Source organism: Fuscibacter oryzae (assembly GCF_016765795.1).
Classification (GTDB): Bacteria; Pseudomonadota; Alphaproteobacteria; order Rhodobacterales; family Rhodobacteraceae; genus Fuscibacter; species Fuscibacter oryzae.
Genome location: NZ_JAESVP010000007.1, coordinates 22,074 through 37,004, shown reverse-complemented (window position 1 = coordinate 37,004; position 14,931 = coordinate 22,074). Strand labels below are relative to the sequence as shown.

Annotated in this window: 13 protein-coding genes and 1 tRNA gene; 12 read left to right on the top strand and 2 right to left on the bottom strand. The window is 62.4% G+C overall.

Features of this window, described 5'->3' with window-relative positions; translation table 11 throughout:
* Window positions 1-47 precede the first annotated feature (47 nt).
* The 4 genes from JI744_RS14085 to JI744_RS14070 are packed head-to-tail and all read left to right on the top strand — an operon-like array spanning window position 48 to window position 4,402.
* A complete protein-coding gene (locus JI744_RS14085) occupies window positions 48-1,592 on the top strand; it encodes a sugar ABC transporter ATP-binding protein (RefSeq protein ID WP_202661776.1) in 1,545 nt (514 codons plus the stop codon).
* Entirely contained in the window at window positions 1,589-2,656 is a 1,068-nt protein-coding gene (locus JI744_RS14080) for an ABC transporter permease (RefSeq protein WP_202661775.1), read from the top strand. The genes JI744_RS14085 and JI744_RS14080 overlap by 4 nt, the downstream gene beginning before the upstream one ends.
* Window positions 2,653-3,630 (top strand): galactofuranose ABC transporter, permease protein YjfF, encoded by a 978-nt coding sequence (gene yjfF, locus JI744_RS14075; protein ID WP_202661774.1) that lies wholly within the window; start codon window positions 2,653-2,655, stop codon window positions 3,628-3,630. Before JI744_RS14080 ends, yjfF begins: the two co-directional genes overlap by 4 nt.
* 1 nt (window position 3,631) lies before the next feature.
* Window positions 3,632-4,402, top strand: coding sequence for a FadR/GntR family transcriptional regulator (locus JI744_RS14070; RefSeq protein ID WP_202661773.1), 771 nt, complete (start codon window positions 3,632-3,634; stop codon window positions 4,400-4,402).
* Here the strand turns inward: JI744_RS14070 and JI744_RS14065 are convergent.
* On the bottom strand, window positions 4,375-5,148 hold the full coding sequence (locus tag JI744_RS14065; protein ID WP_202661772.1) for a DeoR/GlpR family DNA-binding transcription regulator: 774 nt from the start codon (window positions 5,146-5,148) through the stop codon (window positions 4,375-4,377). The two genes, JI744_RS14070 and JI744_RS14065, sit on opposite strands and share 28 nt — an antisense overlap.
* A gap of 273 nt (window positions 5,149-5,421) precedes the next feature.
* Here JI744_RS14065 and glpD point away from each other — a divergent pair, with 273 nt between their 5' ends.
* The 8 genes from glpD (at window position 5,422) to glpK (ending at window position 14,703) form a co-directional block, all read left to right on the top strand.
* Entirely contained in the window at window positions 5,422-7,011 is a 1,590-nt protein-coding gene (gene glpD, locus JI744_RS14060) for a glycerol-3-phosphate dehydrogenase (protein ID WP_202661771.1), read from the top strand.
* 13 nt (window positions 7,012-7,024) lie between these two features.
* A complete protein-coding gene (locus tag JI744_RS14055) occupies window positions 7,025-8,113 on the top strand; it encodes an ABC transporter ATP-binding protein (protein ID WP_202661770.1) in 1,089 nt (362 codons plus the stop codon).
* Window positions 8,114-8,122: 9 nt separating this feature from the next.
* Window positions 8,123-9,199, top strand: a complete 1,077-nt coding sequence (locus tag JI744_RS14050; protein WP_202661769.1) for an ABC transporter ATP-binding protein — start codon at window positions 8,123-8,125, stop codon at window positions 9,197-9,199.
* The gene (locus JI744_RS14045; RefSeq protein ID WP_202661768.1) at window positions 9,199-10,071 is read left to right on the top strand and encodes a carbohydrate ABC transporter permease; all 873 of its coding nucleotides are present in this window, start codon (window positions 9,199-9,201) and stop codon (window positions 10,069-10,071) included. The genes JI744_RS14050 and JI744_RS14045 overlap by 1 nt, the downstream gene beginning before the upstream one ends.
* Window positions 10,072-10,875 carry a carbohydrate ABC transporter permease gene (locus tag JI744_RS14040; protein WP_202661767.1) on the top strand — a complete coding sequence of 268 codons (804 nt, stop codon included), beginning with the start codon at window positions 10,072-10,074 and terminating at the stop codon, window positions 10,873-10,875.
* 7 nt (window positions 10,876-10,882) lie between these two features.
* Window positions 10,883-11,308 (top strand): DUF2160 domain-containing protein, encoded by a 426-nt coding sequence (locus JI744_RS14035; protein WP_202661766.1) that lies wholly within the window; start codon window positions 10,883-10,885, stop codon window positions 11,306-11,308.
* 83 nt (window positions 11,309-11,391) lie between these two features.
* Complete coding sequence (locus JI744_RS14030) at window positions 11,392-13,119, top strand: ABC transporter substrate-binding protein (protein ID WP_202661765.1); 1,728 nt, start codon at window positions 11,392-11,394, stop codon at window positions 13,117-13,119.
* A gap of 99 nt (window positions 13,120-13,218) precedes the next feature.
* Window positions 13,219-14,703 (top strand): glycerol kinase GlpK, encoded by a 1,485-nt coding sequence (gene glpK / locus JI744_RS14025; RefSeq protein ID WP_202661764.1) that lies wholly within the window; start codon window positions 13,219-13,221, stop codon window positions 14,701-14,703.
* 126 nt (window positions 14,704-14,829) lie between these two features.
* Here glpK and JI744_RS14020 read toward each other — a convergent pair.
* Window positions 14,830-14,913 (bottom strand) — tRNA-Tyr (locus JI744_RS14020).
* Window positions 14,914-14,931: the final 18 nt, after the last annotated feature.

Below are 14,931 nucleotides of genomic sequence, written 5' to 3'. Positions count from 1 at the left end.
CGTGAACTGATGGGCGGAGGAAACCGGAAGATCGGGGGGATCGGGCGATGACGGCACAAGACGCAGAGGCGCTGCTGGAGGCGCGGGGCATCGTCAAGATCTTTGGCCAGCACCGCGCGCTGGACGATGTGAGCTTTGCCCTGCGCGCGGGCGAGGTGCATGCCTTGCTGGGCGAAAACGGCGCGGGCAAATCGACCCTGATCAAGATATTGACCGGCGCCTATCGCCCGGATGGCGGCGAGGTGCGGCTGCAAGGCGCGCCGGTTTCGTTCCGCGACCCGCTGCACGCCCAAAGCCACGGCATCGGCACGGTTTACCAAGAGGTCAACCTGCTGCCAAACCGCTCGGTCGCGGAAAACCTGTTTCTGGGCCATCAGCCCACCCGCTGGGGGCTGGTGCGCCGCAAGGAAATCGAGGCGCGGGCGCGGAATATTCTGGTGACCTATGGGCTGGATATCGATGTGCGCGAGGAGCTGTCCTCGTTCTCGGTCGCGGTCCAGCAGATCGTCGCGATTGCCCGCGCGGTCGAACTGTCGGGCAAGGTGCTGGTGCTGGACGAACCCACCGCCAGCCTTGACCGCAACGAGGTGGACCGCCTGTTCGACGTGATCCGCAGCCTCAAGGCGCGGGGGCTGGGCATCATCTTCATCACCCATTTTCTGGATCAGGTCTTTGCGCTGGCCGACCGGGTGACGATCTTGCGCAATGGCCGCAAGATCGCGACCCACGCGCTGACCGAGGTCAACACCACCGATGTTGTCCGCATGATGCTGGGCAAGGATGTGGCGTTCGATCATCACCTGACCGGGCTTGCCGGGGCCACCCATGGCGCGCCTTGCGTCCGCTTTGCCGGTCTGGGCCGCAAGGGCAGCGTCGCCCCCTTTACGCTGGATGTGCATGAGGGCGAGGTGGTGGGCGTGGCCGGCTTGTTGGGGTCTGGCCGGACCGAGATGGCGCGGCTGATGTTCGGCATCGATCTCGCAGACAGCGGCCAGATCACGGTCGATGGCAAGCCCGCAACCATCCGCAACCCGGCGCAGGCCGTGGCGGCCGGTTTCGGCTTTTGCCCCGAGGACCGCAAGCTTGACGGTATTTTCGGCGAATTGTCGGTGCGCGAGAATATCATCATCGCGTTGCAGGCCAAGCTGGGCTGGTTCCGCGCCCTGAACCGCGAAGACCAGATCGACCTTGCCGGGCGCTATGCAGATGCGCTGGATATCCGTGCCGCCAACCATGACATGCCGGTGAAATTGCTGTCGGGCGGCAATCAGCAAAAGGTCATTCTGGCGCGCTGGCTGGCGATTGACCCCAGTTTTCTGATCCTCGACGAACCCACGCGCGGCATCGATGTGGGGGCCCATGCCGAAATTGTACGCACCATCAACCGTTTGCGAGAGGAGGGGCTGGGCCTGTTCGTCATCTCCTCCGAACTGGATGAGGTGGTGGCCTATTCCAACCGCGTCGTCGTCATGCGCGACCGCCAGATGGTGGCAGAACTGACCGGGGCCGATGTGGCGCCCGACCGCATCGTGCAGGCCATCGCCGGAACGCCTGTATTGCCGGTTTCCGCAGTGGCAGAGGTGGCCCCATGACCCGCCCCACCGCCCAGATCCACCCCGCCCCGCAGCCCCCTGCCCTGCGTCACCGCAGCGTGACGGCGGCGCTGTTGCGGCCACAATTCCTGGCGCTGTTGGTACTTCTGGCGATCAACTGGCTGCTGTTTCCCGGCTTTTTCACCACCACCTGGCAGGATGGCCGCCTGTTCGGCAGCCTGATCGACGTGCTGAACCGCGGCACACCTGTGGCGATTCTGGCCATCGGCATGACGGCGGTCATCGCCACCAAGGGCGTTGACCTGTCGGTTGGCGCGGTGATGGCGATTGCCGGGGCCACGGCAGCGGTGATGGTGACCGGCGGCCATTCCGCCGTGCTGGCGGTTGCCGCGGCTTTGGCCACGGGCCTTTTGTGCGGGCTGTGGAATGGCCTTTTGGTGACCACATTGTCCATTCAGCCGATCATCGCCACCCTTGTGCTGATGGTGGCGGGGCGGGGCCTTGCGCAACTGATCACCGAGGGCAGCATTGTCACCTTTACCGACCCGGTGCTGATTTTCATCGGCACGGGCGCGGTTGCAGGTCTGCCGACGCCAGTGGTGGTGTTGATCGCGCTGACGATCCTGACCACGCTGGCGGTGCGGCGCACCGCGCTGGGATTGTTGATCGAGGCGGTGGGCATCAACCGCTCTGCCGCGCGGTTCGCGGGCATCAAGGCCAGCGCGCTTTTGCTGGTGGTTTATGCCTTTGCCGGCCTGTGCGCGGCGCTGGCCGGGCTGATCGTGGCGGGTGACATTCGCGGGGCCGACGCCAACAACGCGGGCCTGTGGCTGGAGCTGGATGCGATTCTGGCGGTGGTGGTGGGGGGCACCTCGCTGTTGGGCGGGCGGTTTTCCATTCCGATGTCGGTGGTGGGGGCGATGATCATTCAGGCGATGAACACCGGCATCCTGATTTCCGGCTTTTCGCCCCAGTTCAATCTGGTGGTCAAATCTGCCGTCATCATCCTGATTCTGGTGCTGCAATCGCCCTTTGCCGCCAACCTTTTGCAGCGCCGCCACCTGAAGGCCCCACCCAAAGCCCAAGAAGGAGACCGCGCATGAACCGCTCGCTTCGTCCGCTGGTGGCAACGGCCGCGATTTTCCTGCTGGCCTATATGGTTGCGGTGGCCCAATTCCCGGCCATGGCCTCAACCCGCGTTCTGGGGAACTTTCTGACCGACAATGCCTTTTTGGGCATCGCGGCGGTGGGGATGACCTTTGTCATCCTGTCGGGCGGAATTGACCTGTCGGTCGGTGCTGTGATCGGCTTCACCACCGTGCTGATCGCGGTTCTGGTCATGTGGGCAGGGCTGCACCCCCTGCTGGCCTTTGCCATAGCCCTGATCGTGGCGGCGCTGTTCGGCGCGGGCATGGGGGCGGCGATCTATTATCTGCGGGTGCCCAGCTTTATCGTCACGCTGGCCGGGATGTTCCTTGCACGGGGTGCTGCCTCGGTGCTGTCGCCCGACAGCATTGGCATCAAGCACAGCTTTTATACTACCGTATCCAAGTCTTACCTGCTGATGCCGGGTGGGGGGCGGCTGTCTGTGGTGGGCATCATGATGCTGCTGGTCTTCCTCGCCGGGATCGTCATTGCCCACCGCACCCGGTTCGGGTCGTATGTCTATGCGCTGGGCGGGTCGGAAACCTCTGCCGCGCTGATGGGGGTGCCGGTGGCGCGGACCACGATCCTGATCTACACGCTGTCCTCAACGCTTGCGGGCCTCGCCGGGGTGGTGTTTTCGCTTTACACCTCGGCCGGGTATTCGCTGAACGCGCTGGGGGTGGAACTGGATGCGATTGCCGCCGTGGTGATCGGCGGCACGCTGCTGACGGGGGGCTACGGGCTGGTTGCGGGCACCTTCATTGGCGTGATGCTGCAAGGGCTGGTGCAGACCTACATCGTCTTTGACGGCACCTTGTCCAGTTGGTGGACCAAGATTGTCATCGGGGCGCTTTTGTTTATGTTCATTCTGCTTCAGCGGCTTTTGCACTCTGCCGCCCCCCGCCGCAGAAAGAGACTTTGGACCGCATGAGATGAGCGAACCCGGAAGCCTTATCCGAACGCTCTCCGGGCGGCAGGCGGCAAGAAACTACCATTCTTACGTCATAAACGAGGTCGGCGCGGCCATCGTCGGCGGGGCCATGGCGGTGGGGTCGATCCTGCCCGGCGATGCCGAGATGATGGAGCGGTTCGGCGTGTCGCGCACCGTGCTGCGCGAGGCGCTGAAGACGCTGGAGGCGAAGGGGCTGGTCGAGGCGCGGGCCAAGGTGGGCACCCGCGTTCTGCCGCAGGCGCGCTGGAACCTGTTTGACCGTCAGGTGCTGCTGTGGGTGCTGGAAAGTGGCCCCTCGCCCGCCTTTCTGGACAGCTTTGGCATCGTGCGCCGCAGTTTGCAGTTAGAGGCGGCAGGGCTGGCGGCCCGGCACCGAGAGGCCGAACACATCCGACTTTTGCGCTATTGGCAGACCCAGCGGCAGGTGATGAGCCACCAGCCCGAACCCTTTGCCATGGCCGAGTTCGAGCTGTTCCGCGTGATCTGCGAGGCGTCGGCCAATCCTTTCATCCGCGCCGCCTCTGGTCTGGTTGAATTTGGCGTGGCGATCGACATCGGCGCGCGGCTGACGGCGGGCCTTGCGCCGGCCCAGGGGCTCGCGCCCCGCGATGCCACCGAACATCTGGCCCTGATGACCGCATTGGAGGCGGGCGAACCGCAGGCCGCGCGCGCCGCGATGCAGGCGTTGCTGGATCGGGCGTTGCTGGATCGGGCAGCGGAAGATCAGCCCCCCGCGACCGGCGCAATCTGAACCCGCGTGCCCCATTCGGCGCATTTCAGCGCCAGTTCGGGCGGCAAGGGCAGATCGGTATAAAGCGCCGTCAGTTCGGACAGCGAGGCAAGGCGCGCGGGCGCGGGCCGGTCCAACTTGGAATGATCGCACACCAGAAAGCTTTTGCGCGCCTGCCGCAGAATGGCCTTTGACACCCGCACTTCCTGCAAATCATAGTCCAACAAATCGCCGTCCCGGTCCAAAGCAGAGGCGCCGATGATCGCGTAATCCACCTTGAACTGTTCAAAGAACTGGGTGGTCAACTCGCCCACCAACCCGCCATCAGACCGGCGCAGCGCGCCCCCGGCCACCATCACCTCGCACCCCGGATTGTCGGCCAGAATGTTCGCCACGTTCATGTTGTTGGTGATGACAGTGATGTTCCTGTGGTGCAAAAGCTCTCGGGCGACCGCCTCGGTCGTGGTGCCAAGGTTCAGAATCAACGAACAGTTTTCGGGAATATCCGCGGCACAGGCGCGGGCGATGGCGGATTTGGCATCCTCGTTCATCCGGCGGCGCTGTTCATAGCCAAGGTTCGTGGCCCCCGTGCGCGGCACCGCCCCGCCATGCACCCGGTCCACCAACCCCAGATCGGCCAATTCGGTCAGATCGCGGCGGATGGTCTGCAAGGTCACGTCAAAGCGCCCGGCCAGATCCTCGACCACAACGCGGCCTTCCTTGCGCGTGATCTCCAGAATCTCGCTTTGACGGAAGCTGAGCGCCATGCCCCGTTCCTTTCGTTTCGTATCATGTTCGTATCACTTTCGCGGATGCGCCCGCTTCGCGCAAGCGGGCTGCCTTGCAGATGCAGCACGATCACAAAGCAGCCGCAGCACATACAAGAACATATCCGCATATTGTTACCGCTATCTCTTTGACAACACAGCCAATATTTCACGCTGTAGGTGCGAAATGGAAAAACTCGCGCAAAAAGGAAAAACTATATTGCCAAAACGAACATCACGAAGCATTGTTTTGGCGTCAGGGGAGGACATCGCGTGGAAGAGAAGGCACGGCCATCAACCGTCGATCTTTTCATCATCGGCGGCGGCATCAACGGCTGTGGGATTGCCCGCGATGCCGTGGGCCGGGGGCTATCGGTCGCGTTGGCCGAACAGGGCGATCTGGCACAGGCGACCTCTTCCGCTTCGACGAAACTGTTCCACGGCGGGCTGCGCTATCTGGAATATTTCGAATTCCGTCTGGTGCGCGAGGCGCTGGAGGAACGCGAAACCCTGTTGGCCGCCATGCCGCATATCAGTTGGCCGATGCGCTTTGTGCTGCCCTATCACCCCGACATGCGGTTCGAAGGCGAAACGCCAACCGGCAAGCTGCTGGCACGAACGATGCCATGGATGAAGGGCCGCCGCCCGGCCTGGCTGATCCGGCTTGGCCTGTTCCTGTACGACACGCTGGGGGGCCGCAAGATCCTGCCTGCCACCCGGTCGCTGGACCTTGCAACCGATCCGGCGGGCAAGGCGCTGCAAAGCCGGTTCCGCAAGGCCTATGAATATTCCGACTGCTGGGTGCAGGATTCGCGGCTGGTCGCGCTGAACGCCCGCGACGCCGCCGAACGCGGCGCGCGGGTGATGACGCGCACCCGTGTCATACATGCCGAGCGGCAGGGCGATGGCTGGCTGGTGCAATGCGAAGGCCCCGATGGCCTGCGGAGCTACCACGCCCGCGCGCTGGTGAATGCAGGGGGGCCGTGGGTCGAGGATGTGATCCGCAACGTCGCCCGCATCAATTCAACCGAAGGTGTACGGCTGGTGCGTGGCAGCCATATCGTGACCCGCAAACTTTATGACCACGACCGCTGCTATTTCTTCCAAGGAGAAGATGGCCGCATCATCTTTGCCATTCCGTACGAGCAGGATTTCACCCTGATCGGCACCACCGACAAAGACCATCAGGGCGCGCCGGGCACGCCCATCTGCACTGATGAGGAACGCGATTACCTGCTGGCCTTTGCCAGCCGCTATTTCGCCAAACCCGTCACCAAGGATGATGTGGTCTGGACCTATTCGGGTGTCCGCCCGCTTTATAATGACGGGGCGAAATCGGCCACGGCGGCGACGCGCGATTATGTGCTGTCGCTGGATCAGGGCGGCGCGCCCCTGCTGAACGTGTTCGGCGGCAAGATCACCACCTATCGCCGTCTGGCCGAACATGCGCTGGAAAAACTGGCGCCCTTCTTTCCGCAGGCGCGCAAGGCCTGGACGGCGCGCGCGCCCCTGCCCGGCGGGAATTTCCCGCATGATGGCGTGGCCGCGCTGATTTCGGGGCTGCAACAGGGCCGGCCATGGCTGGATGGTTCGTGGGCGCAGCGCCTTGTGCGCACCTATGGAACCGAGGCCGAAACCATTCTGGGCGTGGCAAAATCGCCAGCCGATCTGGGTCAGGCCTTTGGCGCGACACTGACAGAGGCCGAGGTGCGCTGGTTGATGACCCATGAATTCGCGCAGACCGCGCAGGATGTGGCGTGGCGCCGCACAAAGCTGGGCCTGCGGATGACAGCAGACGAGATTGCCGCCCTTGACCGCTTCATGGCGGATCAGGGCGCAAAGGCCGCCACGGCGGCAGAGTGAAACGGGGGGAAATGTGGCACTTGAACTGAGGGGGGTCAGCCGGGTCATCAAGGGGCAGGAGCATATCCGCCCCACCGACCTGCGGCTGGAAAAGGGGACGATGAATGTCCTTCTGGGCCCCACATCGTCGGGCAAGACATCGCTGATGCGGCTGATGGCGGGGCTGGATGTGCCGACCACCGGGCGCATCTTTTGGGACGGCAAGGATGTTACCGGAATGCGGGTGCAAGACCGCAAGGTGGCGATGGTCTATCAGCAGTTCATCAACTATCCGGCGATGACGGTTTATGACAACATCGCTTCCCCTCTGCGGCTGGACGGGCGCAGCGCAGCCGAAATCGACCGCGCGGTCATGGAGACCGCCGAGATGCTGAAGCTGACGCCGATGCTAAAGCGCAAGCCGCTGGAGCTGTCGGGCGGCCAGCAACAGCGGTGCGCCCTGGCCCGCGCGCTGGTGAAGGGCGCGGGGCTGGTGTTGCTGGATGAGCCGCTGGCCAACCTTGACTATAAACTGCGCGAGGAATTGCGCGCCGAGATTCCCCGGATTTTCGAGGAATCGGGTGCGATTTTTGTCTATGCCACGACCGAGCCGGAAGAGGCGCTGCTGTTGGGCGGCAACACGGCAACCCTGTGGGAAGGCCGCGTCACCCAGTTCGGCCCGACGCCCACGGTCTATCGTCAGCCGGTCGATGCCACCACGGCGCGGGTGTTTTCCGATCCGCCGATGAATTTCATGCCTTGCGTGAAACAGGGTCACCGTCTTTCGTTTGGCCAAGGCGTCAATGCCCCCGCCGATGGGGCCTTTGCCGCCCTGCCCGACGGGCAATATCTGGCCGGGTTCCGCGCCAACCACCTGCATCTGAACACCCATTCCGGGCAGGCGGTAGAGCTGAAATGCCGCCTTGGCGTGACCGAGATCACCGGGGCGGAAACCTTCCTGCACCTGCACCACGGCGCCGACAAATGGGTGGCGCTGGTCGAAGGCATTCACGACCTGCCGCCGGGATCAGAGGTCAGCCTGTGGCTGAACCCCGCCCATGTTTACCTGTTCGATGCCGCAGGCCGTCTGGCCGCCCCGGCATCCTATGCCAACGCCGCGTAAGGGGGAGACATGGCACAGATCACCCTTAAAAACCTTGCCCACAGCTATGTGGCCAACCCCAGCGGCGACAAAGACTATGCGCTGAAAGAGCTGAACCACGTCTGGCAGGACGGCGGGGCCTATGCCCTGCTGGGGGCCTCTGGTTGCGGCAAGACCACGCTTTTGAACATCATCTCGGGTCTGTTGCGTCCCAGCCATGGCCAGGTTCTGTTCGGCGACCGTGATGTGACACAGGCCGAAACCTCGGAACGCAACATCGCGCAGGTGTTTCAGTTTCCGGTCGTCTATGACACGATGACCGTGCGCGACAATCTGGCTTTCCCGTTGCGAAACAGGGGGATGGACGCCGCCTATATCAAGGCGCGCGTGGGCCAGATCGCCGCCATGATCGGCGTTGAGGCGATGCTGGACCGCAAGGCACGCGGCCTGACCGCCGATGCCAAGCAAAAGATCAGCCTTGGCCGCGGCATGGTGCGCGAGGATGTGAACGCCATCCTGTTCGATGAACCGCTGACCGTGATCGACCCCCTGATGAAGTGGGAATTGCGAACGCAGCTCAAGCAGCTTCACCGCGAATTCCGCCATACGATGATTTACGTCACCCATGACCAGACCGAGGCGCTGACCTTTGCCGACAAGGTTGTGGTGATGCACGAAGGCCGGGTGGTGCAGATGGGCACGCCCGAGGAACTGTTCGAAACTCCCGAACACACCTTTGTCGGCTATTTCATCGGCAGCCCCGGCATGAACCTGTTGAACGCCGAGGTGCGCGGCAACAAGGCCATTGTAAACGGGGCCGAAGTAGCACTGGGGGCAGATTACGGCGCGGTATCGGGCCGGACCCAGATCGGCATTCGCCCCGATTACGCGGTGCTGACCGCAGGCGATGGCCTGCCCTTCACCGTGGCCCGAGTCGAAGATGTGGGCCGCCACCGCATCGTGCGGGGACAAGCCGCAGGGCAGCCGATGAACGTCATCCTGCCCGAAGGCACCCCGGTTTCGGCCGAGATGACCCATGTGGCCCTGACACCCGACCGTATCAACGTCTACGCCGACGACTGGCGCGTTCAGGGAGGGACCGTCTGATGGACAAGACCGTCAACAACAAGGCCTGGTTCCTAGTGCTGCCCGTGCTGGTGGTGGTGGCGTTTTCCGCCGTCATCCCCCTGATGACCGTGGTGAACTATTCGGTCAACGACACCTTCGGGAACAACGATTTCTTCTGGGCAGGCCTTGAATGGTTTGAAGAGGCCGTCACCTCTGACCGCATTCATGCAGCTCTTGGTCGGCAGATCCTGTTTTCGTCCATCATTCTGGCAATCGAGGTGCCCTTGGGTATCTACATCGCCCTGAACATGCCGAAACAGGGGGTCTGGTCCAGCCTGTGTCTGGTGCTGATGGCGCTGCCTTTGCTGATCCCGTTCAACGTGGTCGGCACGATCTGGCAGATTTTTGGCCGGGGCGATATTGGCCTGTTGGGCCATACGCTGGCGGCGGTCGGCATCGACTATAACTATACCAACGATCCGCTGGATGCCTGGGCCACCATCATTGTGATGGATGTCTGGCATTGGACCAGCCTGGTCGCGCTCTTGTGCTATGCCGGTCTGCAATCCATCCCCAACGCCTTTTATCAGGCGGCAAAGATTGATCAGGCCAGCCGGTGGAAGGTGTTTCGTTACATTGAGCTGCCAAAGATGCAGGGCGTGCTGCTGATCGCCGTGCTGCTGCGGTTCATGGACAGCTTCATGATCTATACCGAGCCTTTCGTTGTCACCGGCGGCGGACCCGGCAATTCGACCACCTTCCTGTCGATTGACCTTGTGAAACAGGCCGTCGGGCAGTTTGACCTTGGGCCAGCCGCTGCCTTCTCGATCATGTATTTCCTGGTGATCCTGCTCGTCTCTTGGGTGTTCTACACCGTGATGACCAACCTTGAAAAAGCGGAGGGCAAGTAAATGCGTCTGCGTGGCTCTGCCCTTGTGATGGTGCTTTATATCCTGTTCCTGCTGGTGCCGATCTACTGGCTTTTGAACATGAGCCTGAAGACCAACACCGAGATCACATCAACCTTCACGCTGTTCCCGGCGAACCTGACGTTCCAAAACTATGTGGTGATCCTGACCGACCCAAGCTGGTATATGGGTTACGTCAATTCCATCATCTATGTGGTTCTGAACACGGTGATTTCGATCACCGTCGCCCTGCCCGCCGCCTATGCCTTCAGCCGCTACAGCTTTATGGGCGACAAGCATCTGTTCTTCTGGCTGCTGACCAACCGCATGTCGCCGCCCGCCGTTTTCGCGCTGCCGTTCTTTCAGCTTTATTCCTCCATCGGTCTGTTCGACACGCATATCGCCGTCGCCTTGGCGCATTGCCTGTTCAACGTGCCGCTGGCGGTCTGGATTCTGGAAGGATTCATGCGCGGCGTTCCAAAAGAGATCGACGAAACCGCCTATATAGACGGCTATTCCTTCCCGCGCTTTTTCATCCGCATCTTCATGCCGCTGGTTGCATCGGGCATCGGCGTGGCCGCGTTCTTCTGCTTCATGTTTAGCTGGGTGGAATTGCTGTTGTCGCGCACCCTGACCAGCGTGAACGCCAAACCCATCGCGGCGGTGATGACACGCACCGTTTCGGCATCGGGCATGGATTGGGGCGTTCTGGCCGCTGCCGGGGTGCTGACCATCATTCCGGGGGCCTTGGTCATCTGGTTTGTCCGCAACTACATCGCCAAGGGCTTTGCCCTGGGCCGGGTATGAGGTGACCATGTCCGACGCAACATCCCCCACCCCGCGCGCGCCCTGGACTGCGATCTATCTGACCGCCGTCGTGGTTCTGCTGGCCATCCTTGCCTTCCTTGTCTGGGCAACCCCGGTTGCCGAAGACGGCGCCAAGGACTGGTTCGCCCCGATGATCACAGGCGGCTGGATGGCCTGGACCTTTCCTGTTGCCCTGTTCTTCTGGGTGATTGGCAGCCTTCTGGTCACTATGACGGTCCTCGCGATCCGGTTTCCCGAAACACCCCGGCTGGGCGTGCTGCGCATTGAAACCACGCGCGGCGACCGACTGTTCATCTCTCTTCTCGGCTCGGCCTTTCTGTGTCTGGGCTGGCTGTTCTTCTTCGGCGGCCCGTTGTTCTGGGCGCTGATGCTTTGCCTTGTCTATGCCGCTGCGGTGTTCCGCTGGGTGTGACGGGCCTCACGACCGCCATGGGCAGGAGGAGCTGCCCCGGCGCTAACAAGACCAAGACGTTTCACATTCTGGGAGGAACCATAATGAGACTGAAACTTGCAACGTCCGCGATGGCGCTTGCGCTGATCGCGGCGGGCGCTGCCCCCGCCTGGGCCGATATGGAGGCTGCCAAGGCGTTCCTTGATAGCGAAATCGGTGACATGTCGACCCTGTCGCGCGCCGATCAGGAAAAGGAAATGCAGTGGTTCGTCGACGCCGCCAAGCCCTATGCGGGCATGGACATCAAGGTTGTTTCGGAAACCATCGACACCCATTCCTATGAATCCAAGGTGCTGGCCCCGGCCTTTACCGCGATCACCGGGATCAAGATTACCCATGACCTGATCGGCGAAGGCGATGTGGTCGAAAAGCTGCAAACGCAAATGCAGACGGGCGAGAACATCTATGACGCCTACATCAACGACTCGGACCTGATCGGCACCCACTGGCGCTATCAGCAGGCCCGCAACCTGACCGACTGGATGGCTGGCGACGGTGCCACCGTGACCAGCCCGACGCTGGACCTGGCCGACTTTATCGGGACCAAGTTTACCACCGCCCCCGATGGCAAGCTGTACCAATTGCCCGACCAGCAGTTCGCCAACCTTTACTGGTTCCGCTACGACTGGTTCAACGATCAGAAAACCAAGGACGATTTCAAAGCCAAATACGGCTATGACCTTGGCGTTCCGGTCAACTGGTCGGCCTATGAGGATATTGCCGAGTTCTTCACCGGGCGCGACATGTCCTATATGGGCGGGCCGGCCACCGGGGTCTATGGCAACATGGACTACGGCAAGAAAGACCCCTCGCTTGGCTGGCGTTACACCGACGCGTGGATGTCGATGGCCGGAATGGGCGACAAGGGCGAACCGAACGGCCTGCCGGTTGACGAGTGGGGCGTTCGCGTGAACGAAAAGTCCCAGCCCGTCGGTTCCTGCGTGGCGCGTGGTGGGGCAACCAACGACGCGGCTGCCGTCTATGCCGTGACCAAGGCGATTGAATGGCTGAAGAAATACACCCCGCCAGAAGCCCAAGGCATGACCTTTGGTGAGGCTGGTCCGGTTCCGGCACAAGGCGCAATTGCCCAGCAGATGTTCTGGTACACCGCCTTTACCGCCGCTTCGGTCGTTCCCGGCACACCGGTGATGAACGAGGATGGCACGCCGAAATGGCGCATGGCCCCCTCGCCCCATGGCGCCTATTGGAGCGAAGGCACCAAGATCGGCTATCAGGACGTGGGGTCGTGGACCTTGATGAAGTCCACCCCGGTGGACCGTGCACAGGCCGCATGGCTTTATGCGCAGTTCGTCACCTCGAAAACGGTGGATGTGAAAAAGTCTGATGTCGGCCTGACCTTCATCCGTCAGTCGACCATCGATAGCCAGCACTTCACCGACCGCGCGCCCAAGCTGGGCGGGTTGATCGAGTTCTACCGCTCGCCCGCCCGCACCGCATGGTCGCCCACCGGCACCAACATTCCTGACTACCCCAAGCTGGCACAGCTGTGGTGGCAGAATATCGGTGACGCGATGACCGGCGAAAAGACCCCGCAAGAGGCGCTGGATTCTCTGTGTGCCGAGCAGGAAAAGGTGCTGGCACGGCTTGAGAAATCGGGCGTGCAGGGTGACATCGGGCCAAAGCTGAACGAAGAAAAAGACCCGCAGGTCTGGCTGGATGAACCCGGCTCGCCGGTGGCCAAGCTGGACAACGAAAAGCCCCAAGGCGAAACCATCGCCTATGACGAGCTGATCAAGTCCTGGCAGAAGTAACACCTTGGGCGCGCGGGTTTCGGCCCGCGCGCCCTTTTTCCGTCTTGCAGGGCAACCCTTATCCGGGTTTCCCTGCAAGACCGAAAACGGACCCGACCCATGACTCATATCCTTGCCATCGATCAGGGCACCACCTCGTCCCGCGCGATCGTCTTTGACCGTCACCTGAAGGTCGTGGCCAGCGCGCAGGAAGAATTTGCGCAGCACTTTCCCGCCTCTGGCTGGGTGGAGCATGATCCGATGGACCTGTGGTCCACCGTTGCGGCCACGGCGCGGGGCGCGATTGAAAAGGCCAAGGTCACGGCTGCGGACATTGCCGCCATCGGCATCACCAACCAGCGCGAAACGACGCTTTTGTGGGACCGCGCCACCGGCCACCCCCTGCACAATGCGATTGTCTGGCAAGACCGCCGCACCGCCGACCTGTGCCAGTCCCTGAAGGATCAGGGGCATGAGCCGATGATCACCGAACGGACCGGCCTGCTGCTGGACCCATATTTCTCGGGCACCAAGATCAAATGGATCCTTGATCATGTGCCCGGATCGCGCGACCGGGCGCGGCGCGGCGAGATCGCCTTTGGCACGGTGGATACCTGGCTGATCTGGCAACTGACCGGGGGCAAGGTGCATGCGACCGATGCCACGAATGCCGCGCGCACCCTGATTTATGACATCGGGCGCGGGGCATGGGATGCCAAGATTTGCGCCCTGCTGGATATTCCCATGGAAATCCTGCCCGATGTGCGCGACTGCGCCGCCGATTACGGCGTGACGCGGGTTGATCTGTTCGGGCGCGAAATTCCCATTCTGGGGGTGGCGGGCGACCAGCAGGCGGCAACGGTGGGTCAGGCCTGCTTTCAACCCGGCATGATGAAATCAACCTATGGCACCGGGTGTTTTGCCCTGCTGAACACCGGGGCCGACAGGGTGCCGTCGAAGAACCGGCTGCTGACGACCATCGCCTATCGGCTGAACGGGCAGACGACCTATGCGCTGGAAGGGTCGATCTTTATCGCCGGGGCCGTGGTGCAATGGCTGCGGGATGGCTTGAAGATCATCCGCACCGCAAGTGAGACGCAACCCCTTGCCGAGCATGCCGACCCCACGCAGGACGTGGTTCTGGTCCCGGCCTTCACCGGCCTTGGCGCGCCCTATTGGCGGCCCGATTGCCGGGGGGCGGTTTATGGGCTGACCCGCAACTCCGGCCCCGCCGAGATGGCCAAGGCCGCGCTGGAAAGCGTGGGCTTCCAGACCCGTGACCTTTTGGAGGCGATGCGCGCCGATTGGGGCGCCGCCGCCGATGGCGTGTTGCGCGTCGATGGCGGGATGACGGCCAGCGACTGGGCGATGCAGTTTCTGGCCGATATTCTGGGCGCGCCCGTCGACCGCCCCGTGGTGACCGAAACCACCGCACTGGGGGCCGCCTATCTGGCCGGTCTGCAAGCCGGGCTTTGCCCCGGCCCGGCAGAGTTTCAAAAGCATTGGGCGCTGCAACACCGCTTTACCCCCGCAATGGACCCCACCACCCGCGAGGTGCGCTATGCCCGCTGGGGCCGCGCTGTGCGGGCAACAATGTCGGTCTAAATCGGGCCAGTCAGGTGGCAAAAGCGTTGGCAGACTGCGCCAACGCACTGCCACGTCATTCCGCACGGGCAGCATGAAACGCGTGCAGGACACATGCCCGTTGATTTCATTGCATAATTCATAAAATGGTGGGCGACCCTGGAATCGAACCAGGCACGAGTCGCCTCGGCGGAGTTACAGTCCGCTGCCGCACCTTGCAGCACGTCGCCCACTTGCGGCGGATTTATC